This is a genomic window from Sorangium sp. So ce448, from assembly GCF_051520915.1.
Classification (GTDB): Bacteria; Myxococcota_A; Polyangia; order Polyangiales; family Polyangiaceae; genus Sorangium; species Sorangium cellulosum_B.
The window spans coordinates 7,364,427-7,380,259 of the sequence record NZ_CP150343.1; the positions used below are offsets into that span (position 1 = coordinate 7,364,427).

Consider the following 15,833-nt stretch of genomic DNA (forward strand, 5'->3'; position numbering starts at 1 on the left):
TGGCTGAAGCTTCTCGGAGATCCCTTCCATGACCATGAACAGCAAGCTGGCTTTTGCGCGGTGGACCAGCGGGTGCCTCATTGCGGTGCTCGGGGCTGGATGTGCCCAGATCTTCGGCTTCGATAAGTTGTACGAGGTCGCGCAGGGCAACACCGGAGGCGGGGGCGCCGGCGGCGAAGGCGGGAACACGGGAGGCGGGGGCGCCGGCGGCGAGGGCGGTACGACCAGCAGCACCAGCGGCACGAGCGCGGGAGGCGGGGGCGCCGGCGGCGAAGGCGGCGCCGGCGGGGACGCGGGAGGTGGCGGAGAGGGGGCAGGATGCCCGGAGCCGCCGATGGGCGACCCCACCCTGGAACTGTCGATGATCGACGACATGGAAGATGACAACGACACCATCATCAAAGTGGTGGATGAAACGAACCCCCGGCAAGGGGCCTGGTACGTGGGGAACGATGGCGAGGGGACGCAAACGCCCGACGTGGGTGAGCCGTTCACCATGAGCCTCCTCGAGCCGCCGCGCGGCGACAGCACGTTGGCAGTGCACGTCGAGGGCGATGACCTGTTTTCGAAGTGGGGTGCCCTGTTCGGCTTCCAATTGAACAGCGCTTCGGCGTCCAATCAGGGCCTCTACGACGCCTCCGCGTACAGCGGCATCACCTTCTTTGCCTATGCGGATGGCCCCGCCTCGACGAAGGTGACCGTTGACGTGGCCGACGTGCAGACCTGGAGCAAGGGCGGCATCTGCACCACCGAAGGGGGCGGGTGCGACGACCATTTCACCAGGGTCGTCACCCTGAAGAATTGCTGGGCTCAGTTCAAGGTGCCCTTCTCCGCCCTCGCGCAGTCCAGCTGGGGCCAGCAGTTCGAGGCGATCGACCTGACGAAGATCTGGGCCGTCCAGTTCCGCTTCTCGGCGAGCCGTGCATTCAGCGTGTGGATCGACGACGTGGCGTTCTACAAGGAGCCGGCGCCGGAGACGGACCCCGGGGCCACGACCCCGTGAGCGCCGGAGCCGCGCGCGAGCTCGCGACGAGGGTCGAGCCCGCTCAGCGTCGAGACGCAGGTGCCGACGAGGTGCAGCCCGAGCACGGCGCCCATCCCCTCGCCCGCCCCTAGGCCCAGGTCGAAGAGCGGATCGAGACCGAGCTCGGTGAGCGCGAGGGCCGCCGCCGGCTCGGCCGGGCGGTGCGCAGCGAGGAGCCATGGGCGGAGCGCCGGGGCCATCCTGACGGCGCAGAGGGCCGCGGTGCACGCCGTCAGCCCGTCGACGACGACGCCCATGCGCAGCCGCGCGGCCTCCAGCGCGAAGCCGGCCATCGCGGCGATCTCCAGCCCACCGACCTTCGCCAGCACATCGAGAGGGTCGGTGGGATCGGGCACGTGAAGCGCGAGCGCGTCGGCGACGACGCCGGCCATGCGCGCGACGCCCTCCGCGTCGAGGCCGGCGTCGAGGCCGGCGCCCGGTCCCGCGAGGCTCGCCGGCGGCGCGCCCGTGAGGGCGCACAGGATGGCTGTCGCCGCGGTCGTGTTGCCGACGCCGATGTCGCCGGCGCCCGCCAGCGTGACGCCCTCCGCGGCGAGCGCGCGGGCGGTCTCGGCGCCCGCCTCCATCGCGCATGCCGCCTCGTCGCGCGTCATCGCCGGCTCGCGCCGCAGGTTGCCGGTGCCACGCCGCACCCCCCGCGCCGCCAGCGGGACGACAGGCGCGCACGGCAGCGCCGAGAGATCGCCCGCCAGGCCGACGTCGACAGCGACGAGCCGCACGCCGTGGCGCCCCGCAAGCGCCGAGACCGCCGCGCCCCCGGCCATCACGTTCGCGAGCCTCGCCGTCGTCGCCGGCGAGGGGTGAGCGCTCACGCCCTCCGCGACGACGCCGTGGTCCGCGCAGAACACGGCCAGCCCAGGCGCGGGCGGCGAGAGCGGGAGATCGCCGCGCACGCCGGCCCACCACGCCGCGAGCTGCCCGAGCCGCCCCAGGCCGCCCGCCGGCAGCCCGAGCGCGGCCTGGCGCGCGCGGGAGGCCTCCATCGCGGCGGCGTCGAGCGGCGAGATCGCCGTCGTGCGGAGCGATGAGCGCGGCGGCTCGCTCGACCGGCCCGCCGCGGGCGTGCCGGCGTCGTCGCGGTCTTGCCAGATGCCATGTTCGTGGACGACCTCATCGACCGCGCGCCGCTCTCGCCAGCCGCTCTCTTCGAGCATCGGTCGCCGCCGGAACGCGACGGGGTGGCCCATGCAGAGATACGCAATCGGCTCCACGCCCGGCGGGAGGCGCAGCTCGGCGCGGAGGACGGCGGGCTCCACGATGCTGACCCAGCCGACACCGACGCCCTCGGCGCGCGCGGCGAGCCAGAGGTTCTGCACCGCGCAGCACGCGCTCGCGCGCACCGCCTCGGGCTGGACGATGGTGCCCAGGATCGCCTCCCCGCGCGGCCTCAGATCGACCGCGACGCACACGTTGAGCGACGCCTCGAGGATCCCCTCGAGGCGATAGGCGAGGTACTGCTCGCGCCGTCCCTCCGGAAAACGGGCAGCCTCCGCCTGGCGGCAGCGAAGGAAGCTCTCGCGGATCCGCGCGCGCTGCGCCTCGTCACGCACCACGACGAAGCCCCAGGGCTGGGAGAATCCCACGCTGGGCGCCAGGTGGGCGGCCTCGAGGATGCGCCGCAGGACAGCCCGGTCGAGCGCGCGCCCCGGCTCGAAATGCCGCACGTCCCGCCGCAGGGCGATGACGTCATAGACCGCCTGCCGCGCTCCCTCGTCGAAGGCGGCGACGGCCTCCTGGACCAGGTACGACGGTTCGTGTGTGGCGTTCACGGCGGTCAGCTACCACAGTTGCCAGGCGATGGGCAGCCGGCGGCCGTGCGCTGCAGAGGGCCCCCTCGCGCGTCTTCCTTCGAGCCAGCGAGCCGCGCCGATGGGGCTCCGGGCAAACGGGGACCGCCGTGCTCGGCCTCCGCGCCGATCCCGCCGATCCCGCCCATCACGAGGGCCCACCCGGGTTGGACGCGTCTACCCTGCCCTCGACAGGGAAAACCCCTCGTATCCCTGAGCCGCGACCGCCTCGCACCGCTTTCTGTAGGCGCCGACGCCCCCGGCATAGGGCATGAGGACGCGCGGCTTGCCAGGGATGTTCGCCCCGACGTACCAGGAGTGGGCCAGCGGATACAGCGTGCCGCTGGCCACCTCGCTGGCGTGCGCGACCCACCCCTCCTCCGCCTCGGCGGTGGCCTCGATGCACGCGAAGCCTCGCTCTCGCAGGTACGAGATGCAGTCCGCGATCCATTCCACGTGCTGCTCGATGGAGACGATCGCATTGCTGAACACGGACGGGCTCCCAGGCCCGGTGATCGTGAACAGGTTCGGGAAGCCGGCGATGGCGACGCCGAGGTACGTGCGCGGGCCGTCGGCCCACCTCGCCGCGAGCGGCTCGCCGCCCCTCCCGCGGAGCTCGATCCTGGTCAAGGCGCCCGTCATGGCGTCGAAGCCCGTGGCGAACACGAGGCTGTCGAGCGTGTACTCCGCGCTCCGCGTCCGGAGCCCGGTCTTCGTGATCTCCTCGATGGGTGACGCCTTGACGTCGACCAGCGTGACGTTCTCCCGGTTGAAGGTCTCGTAATAGCCTGTGTCGACGCAGAGCCGCCGGGTGCCCAGCGGATACCCCCTCGGCGACAGCGCCTCGGCGACGGCAGGGTCGCTGACCGTCGCGCGGATCCGGGATCGGACGAACTCGGCGGCGGTCTCGTTGGCTTCCCGCGACCGCATCACGTCCGAGAACGTGGCGAGGAAGCCTGTGCCGCCCTGCTCCCAGCGAGCCTGATACGCGCGCTCCCGCTCCTCGGGCGGCACCTCCAGCGCGGACCGCGGGTCGACGTCCATGATGACGCCGGCGCGCGTCTCGCGGGCCCTCTGCCGGTGCTCCGCGTAGTTCGCCTTCATCCACGATTCATAGGCCGCCTCCAGGGGCGCGTTGCGCGCCGGCACGCTGAAGCACGGGGTCCGCTGGAAGACGAAGAGGCGCGCCGCCTGCTCGGCGATGGCGGGGATGACCTGGACGCCGGACGAGCCCGTGCCGATGACGCCGACGCGCTTGCCGGTGAAGTCGACGCCGCCGTGCGGCCAGTGGCTCGTGTGGTATCGCTCGCCCCGGAACGCCTCGAGCCCCTGGATGTCGGGCACCTTCGCGGCGGACAGGCAGCCTGTCGCCATGATCAAGAACCCGGCGGACACGCTGGCGCCGTCGTCGGTCCGGATCACCCACCGATCCGTCGCCTCGTCGAAGGCGGCCGCGGTCACCCGCGTCCGGAGCCGGATGTGCGCGCGGAGCTCGAACCTGTCCGCGACGTGCTCGAGATAACGCAGGATCTCCGGCTGCGTGGCGTATCGCTCGGTCCACGTCCATTCCTGCTGGAGCTCTGGAGAGAACGAATAGGAGTAGTCCATGCTCGCGATGTCGCAGCGCGCGCCGGGGTAGCGGTTCCAGTACCAGGTGCCGCCCACCCCGCCGCCCGCCTCGTAGACGCGGACCGAGAGGCCGAGCCGGCGCAGGCGGTAGAGCATGTACAGACCCGCGAACCCGGCGCCGACGACGACGGCGTCGACGCGGCCCAGGGGCGCAAGGCTGTCTCCTGAACGATTCGACTGCACGTCAGACATGATGTTCGCCTCCCTCTCCGGACATGGGTGCGCGGGAGGCCGCCCGAGGCCCCGCGCGATCGCTTCAGAGACGCGCGCCGCCCTGCGCCGGCGCCGGGCGTGGGGCGCGGTGGACGCGAAGGGCGAGCGCCATCAAGCTCAGGACCAGCACCACCCCGAGGTGCACGAGGCCGCTCCACCCCAGCGCCGACAGGAGCGCGCCGGACGTGAGCGACGCCGCGCCGCTGGCGGCGAACACGCACAGATCATTGACGCCCTGCGCCCGGAAACGCTCGGGGCCGGACCGGCTGCGCGCGACGAGGGTCGTCGCGGTCACGAACACATAACACCACCCGACCCCGACCAGCGAGAGCCCGACAAGGTGCCCTTCGAACCCTGGAGCCAGGCTGATCACGAACCCCGCGAGCAAGAACAGCAGCCCGAGCCCCTGGAGCGCCGCGATCGACATCCGCTTCAGGAGGGCGCCGACCGAGAGCGAAGGCAGGTACATGCTCAGGAGGTGCACCTCGATCACCCAGCCCGCCTGCCGGATCGAGCTCTGCTCGACGCCGCACATCTGGAGCGGCGTCGGCACCATGAGGAGGCTCATCACGAGGAATGCGCCGGCGCCCATCGCCACCATGGGCCAGTACAGCGCGGAAGCCCCCGCGTCGGGCGCGGCGAAGGCCTCCGCGACCCGCGCTTCCTGCGGCCGGTACGACACGAACGCGAGCGCCGCGACGACCTGGAGCGCCGAAAGGACGAGCAGGGCAGAGGGCAGCTCGCTGGACGTCCGTCCTTCCAGAAGGCCGAAGAGCGAGATGCCAGGGACGATGCCGAGCGCGCTGGCGAGCTGGATCATCGTCAAGAGGCGCGGCGCCCGGTGGCTCTCCTGCCCTTCGAGGATCGCGAAGCGATATTGCTGCACGAAGGCGCCGTGCAGGCCGACGCCGGAGACCGCCGCGCAGAACAGCGGGAGATCGGAGCGGTCCACCGCGCGCGCCGCGAGCGCGAGGCAGCCGGCGGACAGGAGCGCCGCGGCGATGAAGCAGGGCTTGCGCCCGAAGCGGCGCATCAGCTGGCTGGCCGGCCAGGTGCCCAGGGCCGAGGACAGCACGAGCACGGCCACCGGGACCGTCGCGAGCCGCATGTCCCGCGCAAGCCGCTCACCCACCACGCTGCCGGCGAACTGGACCGACACCACGGAAGCGATCCCCAGGACCTGGCAAAGCAGCAGGACCAGCGTGTTGACGGACGTGGCGGGCGCGGGCACGGGCACGGGCACGCCGACGACAGCCTGACGGCTCAACGGACGCGCTCCACGGAAGGCAGGGCGCCCACGTTCCCCGCGTCGAGCGCGGCGATCGCCTCGAGGGAGAGGCCCAGGCGCTGATGGAGGAAGCGCACCATCGTCCAGTGAGGCAGCGCGCCCTCGTCGAAGGGGCCGAACTCGTCACGGTAGAGCGGCAGCCAGCGCAGCGCCTCCTCGATCGCCTGCTCGCGGCTGGCCTGCGCCTCCTGATAGTCCTCGTAGGGCAAGCTGCGGTGATGGATGAAGAAGCGCCCCGGGAGGCGCTCCTCGCACAGCTCGCGGTACTCCCGCGTCTGCAAGATCAGGTAATGCCAGACCTCGTCGATCGCCTGCTCCACGGGCAAGAACAGCCCGGCCAGCGGCTCCGGATAGCGCGATATCAGGTAGAGGTACCGCAGGCATTCGAGCACCTGACGCTCGACGGTCGCGGGCTCCTCGCCTGTAGTCCGCACGAAATGGCGCACAACGCCGGAGAAGAACGCGTCGTCGAGCCGCGCCTTCAGCGCTGCGGCCGTCACCCTGGGTCGTTCCATCGTCACGAGCCACCTCGCTCCGCGGCCTCGCCGCGCTGGACCAGCCATGCGTACTTCCCGGACTTGCCGATCGCGACATGGGCGCGGTGCTCGAGGACGCAATCGAGTCCGGCGCCCTCCCAGATCCGCTCTCGCAGCGCCCGCGCCGCGGCCGGAGCGACGGGCGCGCCGTCGAAGGTGGTATAGAGCAATCGGCCCCGCCGCTGCCCCTCCGCGTGGAGCTGATAGACGAAGACGGACGGCGCGGAGACGGCGATCCAGTCATCGAGATCGGCCTGCGAGATCGGGCCCCTCTCCTCGGCCCTGAGGAGCTCCCGCTCGCGCCCGCAGAACCGGCGGATCCGGAGCGGATCGGGGGAGCCGTCGACCGTCTCGGCGCAGTCGCCCGAGCGATAACGGATGAGCGGCATGCAGGGGTTGCGCACGCTCGAGACGATGAGGCTGTAGATCGCGCTGCCCTCCTCGACAGGGATCAGCTCCAGGTGCATCTGGTCCAGGTAAGGCCAGTAGCGGCCGTGCCGATCGCTGTAATACAGATATCCGAGCTCGGTGCTGCCGAAGAGGTCGACGATCGGGCACTCGAGGTGCTCCGCCAGGAACCGCCGCACGTTCCTCGGCGTGAGCTCGTAGGCGTGAACGATGCTGGCCGGCCTCGGAAAGCGCTCCCACGCTCCGATGTCCATGGCCTTCTTCACCAGGTGAGCGAGGTGGTAGCCATCGCAGTCGAGGTGGTAAAGGCCTCGCGGGTGCGCCTCCCGGACGGCGGTCATCTCGGCGAGCATGCGCTCGACGTCGCCGCGATCCCAGAGCGCCGGGTCGAGCCGCAGGTTGATATAGAGCGTCCGCTCGTCGAGCCGGCGATCCTCGAGGCCGGGGAGCGCCGGCGCCTCGGCGCCGCGCCGCCTCGCGGCGAGCCGCGCCACGTGCTCGGTCGCCAGCACCGTGGTGATCGAGACGCGCTGGCAGCCCTCATGCCAGGTGACCGCGATGTCGGGGTGCTCGCTCCACAGGCGGTAGTACGACTTCAGAAGAAAGAAAGGCGGGCGGATGATCTGCATCCGCGCGTGGTTGGTCCCGGTCGAGAGCACGAGCTCCGCCTCGCCGGCCTTCAGCGCCTCGGCGAGCCTCGGGGTCATCCAGTTGTCCGGAAAGCCTCTTGCGATCTCCGGCTTGTCCAGGATCGGGAAAGAGCCCTCCTCGATCGACCGTCGGTAGATAGGGATGTCCCTGACCTGATCGATCATCGCCGCGAGCGTCGGTCCTTGGGCGTCCATCGGTCGACTCCAGGAAAAAGGTTGAACAGCCATCGAGAAGCGCGGCCCCCATCGGTCCGGGCGCGCGCGAGCGAGGCGGAAGACCACGGCAAGATGAACATGGTCCTGCCGCCCCGCTCGCGGCCCCGGCGGCTCCGTCAGCTGATGCAGCCGGCCTTCTTCGAGATACAGCCGGCCTTCTTCGAGACGCAGCCGGCCTTCTTCGAGACGCAGCCGGCCTTCTTCGAGATGCAGCCCTCCTTCCGCGAGATGCAGCCGGCGTCGAGGGTCGGCCCACCGGACGTGTTGGCCGCGATCCACTGCTTCCAGAGACGATCCTGGGCGATCTGCCGAATCAGGTGTTCCATTCGAACCTCCGATGATGTGATGGTGGACGATGCAACCACGGCGCACACGTCCACGACCCGCGCAGGGCGGCGGTCGTGTGCTCGACGGTCCGGCAGACACCATTTGTGGGCAGCCCGACCGTCTGGCTGACTATACGGTTCAACCCAAAGGGGTCAAGGCGGGCAATCCGTGGGTGGATCGCGCCGCCCGGCCATCCGCCGAGTCGGCCGCTCCAGGACCGATGGAACTATCCCGGAGCGCGCACGCGCGAGCGTACGATTCGACCGCTGCAATTCGCGTTGAAATCGATCCTGTCGCGACGATACCCAGACGAGGGCGTGGCAAATTGTCCCGCGCACCGCGACGATCGCCGTTCGCCGGTTCCACGGGGGATCCAGCGCGATACGCTCCTTGCCCCCCCTTTCGAAAGCGAGCGAGAGAATGACCCGAGAGCTCCGTTCCCTCATCACAGGATCCAGCAGCGGCTTCGGCCGCGCGACCGCCGTCACCCTCGCCCGCGCGGGACACCGCGTCTTCGCCGGGATGCGCGCGATCGCGTCGAAGAACGCGGGGCCGGCCTCCGAGCTCGAGGAGCTCGCCGCGCGCGAGGGGCTCGCGCTCCGCGTGATCGAGCTCGACGTGACGAGCGACGCCTCGGTCGACGCGGGCGTGGCGCGCGCGCTCGACGAGGCGGGCGGCGTCGACGTCGTGATCAACAACGCGGGCGTCCTGTCGCAGGGGCGCCAGGGTCCGCCGGACCCGCAGCAGGTCGCGGACGCGATCCTGAAGCTCACGGAGCTGCCGGCCGGGGAGCGGCCGCTGCGCACCGTGCTCGACCCGCTGGGCAACGGCGCCGCGGAGGAGATCAACCGCAGGACCGAGGACGTGCAGCGGGCATACATCGAGTGGATGGGCCTCGGCGGCGTGCTCAGGCGAGCCGGCGGATAGCGCGCCGCGGCCTGGATCCGCGGGGCGCGGAGGTCTCCGCGCCTCCTTGGGACACAAACCATCTCCGAGCTCCCGTCATAGCGCGATTGTCAAGACCGAACCGGGCCGCCAGCCTGGCTCGCGCGCCTGTGCACCGGCAGCTGAAATGAAACACCGTGTCCATCCGTCGCTGCGCCGCGCAACGCGCGTCATTCGTCAGCGGTGCTCCGCAGACTCCGCTGCGAACGGGCGCTCCAGCGGGTGTGGCTGAGTGGCGCAGGATGAGGTGATTTTCGCCTAGGGGTGCGAAGGGCGGCCGGGCTACCCTGGAGACGGGTCGTCGGCCTTTCTGCCCGAGCGCAGCCGCTCGTGTTCGTCCTGCTCCTGCCCGAGCGCAGCCGCTCGTGTTCGTCGAGGTGTGTCGTGAGGTTGAGAACGTCTTATCTGGCTTTGGCCGTGGGATTGCTGCAAATACTCGCCGCCTGTGGAGGGGGATCGCCCTCCACCACGGGCGATCCTGGCGTGGGCGGCGCGGGGAGCGTGACCTCCAGCGGCTCCGGCGACGGCGGCAGCGACTTCGGCTCGGGCGTCGCCTCCGGCGGCGGCGGAAGCGGCGGCGGGCCCGATCCCTGCGCCGTCGACGACCCGCCCCCCGAGTGCCTCTTGCCCCAGGAGCCCGCCTGCGGCGACGGCGAGATCAACCAGGCCAGCGAGGCGTGCGACGACGGCAACAGCCTGCCCGGCGATTGCTGTTCCGGTCTGTGCGAGATCGAGCCTTACTGTGCATGTCCGACGCCCGGCGCGCCGTGCGTGCTGACCATCGCGTGCGGCGATGGCATCGTCGATCCGGGCGAGTTCTGCGACGACGGCAACACCGCGGACGGCGACGGCTGCAGCGCAGACTGCATCTTCGTCGATCCCTCGTACGTCTGTCCGAGGCCGGGCGAGCCGTGCAAGCTGCTCTACGACTGCGGCGATGGCCGCGTGAACGGCTCCGAGGAGTGCGATGACCTCAACGAGACGCCCGGCGACGGCTGCGGCGCGGACTGCAAGCGGGAGGCGGGCTTCGTGTGCCCGAAGCCCGGGCAGCCGTGCGAGCGCCTGCCGGTCTGCGGCAACGGGGTCAAGGAGGCCGGCGAGCTCTGCGACGACGGCAACGCCGCGAGCGGCGACGGCTGCTCGAGCCTCTGCCGGCAGGAGTCCTTCTACGTCTGCACGACGCCGGGGCAGCCCTGCGAGCTCCTGATCCGGTGCGGCGACGGCGCTGTGGATCCGGGCGAGATCTGCGACGACGGCAACGCCCAGGGCGGCGACGGCTGCAGCGCCGACTGCAAGACGCTGGATCCGCTTTACGCGTGCTCCGAGCCGGGGAAGCCCTGCATCCTCCTCTATCGCTGCGGCGACGGGCGCGTGAACAACGGCGAGCAATGCGAGGACGGCGACGACCCGCCCGCCTCCGGCGACGGCTGCAGCGCGACCTGCATGCGCGAGTCCGGCTTCGTGTGCTCGAAGCCCGGGCAGGCGTGCGAGCGCCTGCCGGTCTGCGGCAACGGCGCCCTGGAGAGCGGCGAGCAGTGCGACGACGGCAACACCGCGAGCGGCGACGGCTGCTCGAACCTGTGCCGTCAGGAGTCCTTCTACACCTGCCCGACCCCGGGCCGGCCCTGCACCCTCCTCTACTGGTGCGGCGACGGCGCGATCAACCCGGGCGAGGTCTGCGACGACGGCAATACGGTGGGCGGTGACGGCTGCAGCGCCGACTGCAGCGCGGTGGACCCGATCTACACGTGCCCCAGGCCGGGTCAGCCCTGCACCCGCCTCTACTGGTGCGGTGACGGCCGCGTGAACGACGGCGAGCAGTGCGAGGACGGGAACACCCGGAGCGGCGACGGCTGCAGCGCCACCTGCATGCGCGAGGAGGGGTATCAGTGCAGCCGCCCCGGTCAGCCGTGCACCCGGCCGCCGGCCTGCGGCAACGGCCTCAAGGAGACCGGCGAGCAGTGCGATGACGGCAACACGGCGAGCGGCGACGGCTGCTCGAGCCTGTGCCGGCAGGAGTCCTTCTACAGCTGCACGACGCCGGGGCAGCCCTGCGTGTTCTTGATCCGGTGCGGCGACGGCGTGCTCAGCCCAGGCGAGGTCTGCGACGACGGCAACACCGTGGGCGGCGACGGCTGCAGCGCCGACTGCAGCGGGGTGGACCCGATCTACACGTGCACAACCCCGGGCCAGCCCTGCACCCTCAACTACTGGTGCGGCGACGGCCGCGTGAACGACGGCGAGCAGTGCGAGGACGGCGGCTCCCCGCCTGCGTCCGGCGACGGCTGCAGCGCGGACTGCATGCGCGAGCCGGGGTATCAGTGCAACCTGCCGGGCCAGCCGTGCACGCGGCTGCCGGCCTGCGGCAACGGCCTCAAGGAGACGGGCGAGCAGTGCGATGACGGCAACACCGCGGGCGGCGACGGCTGCTCGAGCCTGTGCCGGCAGGAGTCCTTCTACAGCTGCACGACCCCGGGCCAGCCCTGCGTGCTCCTGTTCCGGTGCGGCGATGGCGCCGTGAACCCCGGCGAGCTCTGCGACGACGGCAACACCGCGGGCGGCGACGGCTGCAGCGCGGATTGCAAGACGGTGGACCCGGCGTACGTGTGCCCCGAGCCGGGCAAGGCCTGCGTCCTCGTCTTCCAGTGCGGCGATGGCCGGGTCAACAACGGCGAAGAGTGCGACGACGGCCGCAAACCGCCCGCGTCGGGCGACGGCTGCACGGCGGATTGCCGGCTCGAGCAGGGCTGGATCTGCAAGCCCGGCCAGCCCTGCACCGTGAGGACCTATTGCGGTGACGGCACGGTGCAGCTCGGCGAGCAGTGCGACGACGGCGGCGGGGAAAACCCTGTCGGCGGCGACGGCTGCACCGCGCAGTGCAGGATCGAGGTCGGCTGGACGTGCCCGCCGGGCGGCGGGCGCTGCACCCCGCCGCCGCCGCCCGTGTGCGGCGACGGCAAGATCGGCGGCACCGAGGTGTGCGACGACGGGAAGCAGCCGCCGGCGAGCGGCGACGGCTGCAGCGCCGACTGCCGGACGATCGAGGTGGGCTGGGACTGCTCGCGCGTCGGGTTCCCCTGCAAGACCGTCTGCGGCGACGGCGTCAAGAACGGCGCCGAGCAGTGCGACGACGGCAATCCCTTCTCGGACGACGGCTGCGACGAGACCTGCCGGATCGAGCCCGGAAGCGTCTGCGACAACGGAGAGCCCCAGGATTGCACGGGCTTCTCGGTCTGCGGCAACGGCATCCGCGAGGGCACCGAGGCCTGCGACGACGGCAACGGCAACTGGCGCGACGGCTGCACGCCGGACTGCAAGGGCGAGCCGGACTGCAGCGGCGGCGCGTGCATCTCGAAGTGCGGCGACGGCATGCTCCTGCCCGGCGACGCCACCGAGGCGTGCGACGACGGCAACACCGTGAGCGGCGACGGATGCTCCGCGACGTGCACGATCGAGCCGGGCTACACCTGCAGGGTTCAGACCAGCGAGATGCGGCTGCCGATGGTCATCCGCGACTTCATCGGCTGGTGCCCGCCCGACTACAACCGCAACGTCAGCAACGCCGCGTGCGACGCCAACGTGAACGACAGGCTCGTCGGCCACTTCGATTTCGAGATCACCCCCAGCGGCAATCAGATCGACAGGATCGTCCAGCCGACGCTCGACACCGCCGGCAAGCCCGTGAGCAGGTTCGGCCCCGGCTTCGTCACGCCGGACGATTCGAACGGCTGGACCACGGGGCAGAACAACTTCCAGTGGTGGTACCGGGACAACCCGGACTTCAACAGGACGCTCGTCACCACCATCGAGCTGACCCCGCAGGCCGACAGGTACGTGTACCAGCGGAACCCGTTCTGGCCCGTGGACCGCACCCCGCCGAACGGCGATCCCGTGCTCAGCAACAACCTGGTCTCCACCGGGCTGGAGCGGGCGCAGCAGACCAACCCCTCGCACAACTACTACTTCACGAGCGAGGTCCGGTACTGGTTCCAGTTCAATCCGAACGGCGCCGCGGCCGATCCGGTGCTCACCTTCTTCGGTGACGACGACGTCTGGGTGTTCATCAAGAACACGCTGACCGCGGACATCGGCAGCATTCACGCGCAGCTCCAGGAGAGCGTGACCATCCTGGACAACGGCGACGCCCGCGTGACCCCCTGCCCCGCCACCTCCGGCTGCACGGACCGCGGCACCAGCTACGTGGTCGACCTGAACCTCGAGCCGGGCAAGGTCTACGAGATCGCGGTGTTCCAGGCCGAGCGCCACGTCACCGGGTCGAACTACCAGCTCACGCTGTCGGGCTTCAGCGCCGGCACGTCGGTGTGCTCGCCGCAGTGCGGGGTCGACCCGCCGGTCGTGACGCCGGGCGAGGAGTGCGACGACGGCAGCAAGAACGGGACGGGCTACGGCCAGTGCAACAACTGCCAGCTCGGTCCGTACTGCGGTGACGGCGTCAGGAACGGCATGGAGACCTGCGACAACGGGGTCAACAACAGCACGTACGCCAACGCCTCGAACGCCTGCGCGCCCGGGTGCGTGGCCCCGCCCCGGTGCGGCGACGGCGCGGTCAACGCGCCGTACGAGGCGTGCGACCTCGGCTCCGGCAACACGACGAGCGGCTACGGCGGCTGCACGCGCGAGTGCCAGATCGGGCCGTACTGCGGCGACGGCAGGAGGAACGGCACCGAGGGGTGCGATGACGGCGTCAACGACGGCTTCTACGGCACCTGCAACCCGAACTGCACGCCGGCGCCGATGTGCGGCGACAACCGCGTCGACGCGGACTGGGGCGAGGAGTGCGACAGCGCGACCGACCCGAACTGCGTGAGCTGCCAGCGCGGCGAGCACTGCGGCGACGGGGCCACGCAGCGGGACCTCGGCGAGGAGTGCGACGACGGCGTCAACGACGGCGGCTACGGCCAGTGCGGGCTCTCGTGCCTCTACGGGCCGCGCTGCGGCGACGGCATCGTCCAGCCCGAGGAAGAGCGCTGCGATCTCGGCAGCGGCCAGAACACCGGCGGGTACGGCGGGTGCACCGCGACCTGCAACTACGGTCCGTACTGCGGCGACGGCATCAGGAACGGCGCCGAGGCGTGCGACGACGGCAAGAACGACGGCGCTTACGGCACCTGCAACCCGAGCTGCACGCCGGCGCCGAGGTGCGGCGACAACCGTGTCGACGCCGAGTGGGGCGAGGAGTGCGACAACGCGGCCGACCCGAACTGCCTGAACTGCCAGCTCCCCCCGCAATGCGGCAACGGGATCACGCAGCCGGCCCTCGGTGAGGAGTGCGACGACGGCGTCAACGACGGCGGGTACGGCCAGTGCGGCCCCGCGTGCCTCCACGGGCCGCGCTGCGGCGACGGCATCGTCCAGCCCGACGAAGAGCGCTGCGACCTCGGCAGCGCGCAGAACACCGGCGGGTACGGCGGGTGCACCGCCTCCTGCAACTACGGTCCGTACTGCGGCGACGGCATCAGGAACGGCGCCGAGGGGTGCGACGACGGCGTGAACGACGGCGCGTACGGCACCTGCAACCCGAGCTGCACGCCGGCGCCGAGGTGCGGTGACAACCGCGTCGACACCGAGTGGGGCGAGGAGTGCGACAACGCGGCTGACCCGAACTGCGTGAGCTGCCGGCTCCCCGCGCAGTGCGGCAACGGGGTCACGCAGCCGGCCCTCGGCGAGGAGTGCGACGACGGCGTCAACGACGGCGGGTACGGCCAGTGCGGCCCCGCGTGCCTCCACGGGCCGCGCTGCGGCGACGGCATCGTCCAGCCCACCGAGGAGGACTGCGATCTCGGCAGCGCGCAGAACACCGGCGGGTACGGCGGGTGCACCGCGACCTGCGACTACGGGCCGTACTGCGGCGACGGCATCAGGAACGGCGCCGAGGCGTGCGACGACGGCGTGAACGACGGCACCTACGGCACCTGCGCGCCGGGCTGCACGCCGGCGCCGAGGTGCGGCGACAACCGCGTCGACGCGGACTGGGGCGAGGAGTGCGACAGCGCGACCGACCCGAACTGCGTGAGCTGCCGGCTCGGCGCGCACTGCGGCGACGGGGTGATCCAGCCGCAGTTCGGCGAGGAGTGCGACGACGGGATCAACGACGGCGAGTACGACAAGTGCGGGCCCTCGTGCATCTTCGGGCCGCGCTGCGGCGACGGCATCGTCCAGCCCGCGGAGGAGGACTGCGATCTCGGCGAGGGCGAGAACAGCGGCGAGTACAACGGGTGCGATGCCCTCTGCCAGTACGGGCCGTACTGCGGCGACGGCCGCGTCAACGGCGCCGAGACCTGCGACGACGGCGTGAACGACGGCTTCTACGGGAGCTGCATGCCCGACTGCAGCCCGGCGGCGAAGTGCGGTGACCGCCGCGTGGACGAGGAGTGGGGCGAGCAGTGCGATCCCCCGAACGAGGCCACGGGCTGCAGCAACAACTGCCGCCTCGGCGGGCAGTGCGGCGACGGCGTGGTCCAGCCGGGCGAGCAGTGCGACGACGGCAAGAACGACGGCGGCTACGGCCAGTGCGGCCCGCGCTGCCAGCTCGGCCCGCGCTGCGGCGACGGCATCCGCAACGGCTCGGAGCAGTGCGACGACGGCGACGGCAAGAACACCGGCGGCTACGGCAAGTGCGCGCCGGGCTGCGTCTACGGCCCGTACTGCGGCGACGGCAAGGTGCAGAGGGCCTACGAGGCGTGCGACGACGGCAACCGCACGGGCGGCGACGGCTGCAGCCTGACCTGCCAGTTCGACGGGTTCCCCAACTGATCGAGCGAAGGCGGG

9 protein-coding genes are annotated in these 15,833 nt (G+C 71.2%); 3 read left to right on the forward strand and 6 right to left on the reverse strand.

Annotated elements, in window-relative coordinates:
- The first annotated feature begins 34 nt into the window (after positions 1-34).
- Positions 35-1,003, forward strand: coding sequence for a hypothetical protein (locus tag WMF45_RS27810; RefSeq protein WP_437707549.1), 969 nt, complete (start codon positions 35-37; stop codon positions 1,001-1,003).
- Here WMF45_RS27810 and bluB read toward each other — a convergent pair.
- From bluB to WMF45_RS27840, 6 genes are all read right to left on the reverse strand, one after another.
- On the reverse strand, positions 955-2,814 hold the full coding sequence (bluB, locus tag WMF45_RS27815) for a 5,6-dimethylbenzimidazole synthase (RefSeq protein ID WP_437707551.1): 1,860 nt from the start codon (positions 2,812-2,814) through the stop codon (positions 955-957). The two genes, WMF45_RS27810 and bluB, sit on opposite strands and share 49 nt — an antisense overlap.
- Before the next feature lie 195 nt (positions 2,815-3,009).
- Positions 3,010-4,653, reverse strand: a complete 1,644-nt coding sequence (locus WMF45_RS27820; RefSeq protein ID WP_437707553.1) for a flavin-containing monooxygenase — start codon at positions 4,651-4,653, stop codon at positions 3,010-3,012.
- A gap of 64 nt (positions 4,654-4,717) precedes the next feature.
- A complete protein-coding gene (locus WMF45_RS27825) occupies positions 4,718-5,941 on the reverse strand; it encodes an MFS transporter (RefSeq protein ID WP_437707555.1) in 1,224 nt (407 codons plus the stop codon).
- A complete protein-coding gene (locus WMF45_RS27830; RefSeq protein ID WP_437707558.1) occupies positions 5,938-6,477 on the reverse strand; it encodes a glycine-rich domain-containing protein in 540 nt (179 codons plus the stop codon). Before WMF45_RS27830 ends, WMF45_RS27825 begins: the two co-directional genes overlap by 4 nt.
- A 2-nt stretch (positions 6,478-6,479) precedes the next feature.
- Entirely contained in the window at positions 6,480-7,751 is a 1,272-nt protein-coding gene (locus tag WMF45_RS27835; RefSeq protein WP_437707560.1) for a hypothetical protein, read from the reverse strand.
- Between the two features lie 137 nt (positions 7,752-7,888).
- The gene (locus tag WMF45_RS27840) at positions 7,889-8,098 is read right to left on the reverse strand and encodes a hypothetical protein (RefSeq protein ID WP_437707562.1); all 210 of its coding nucleotides are present in this window, start codon (positions 8,096-8,098) and stop codon (positions 7,889-7,891) included.
- Positions 8,099-8,519: 421 nt separating this feature from the next.
- Here WMF45_RS27840 and WMF45_RS27845 point away from each other — a divergent pair, with 421 nt between their 5' ends.
- A complete protein-coding gene (locus WMF45_RS27845; RefSeq protein ID WP_437707564.1) occupies positions 8,520-9,026 on the forward strand; it encodes an SDR family NAD(P)-dependent oxidoreductase in 507 nt (168 codons plus the stop codon).
- Positions 9,027-9,467: 441 nt separating this feature from the next.
- A complete protein-coding gene (locus tag WMF45_RS27850) occupies positions 9,468-15,818 on the forward strand; it encodes a DUF4215 domain-containing protein (RefSeq protein ID WP_437719589.1) in 6,351 nt (2,116 codons plus the stop codon).
- Positions 15,819-15,833 lie beyond the last annotated feature (15 nt).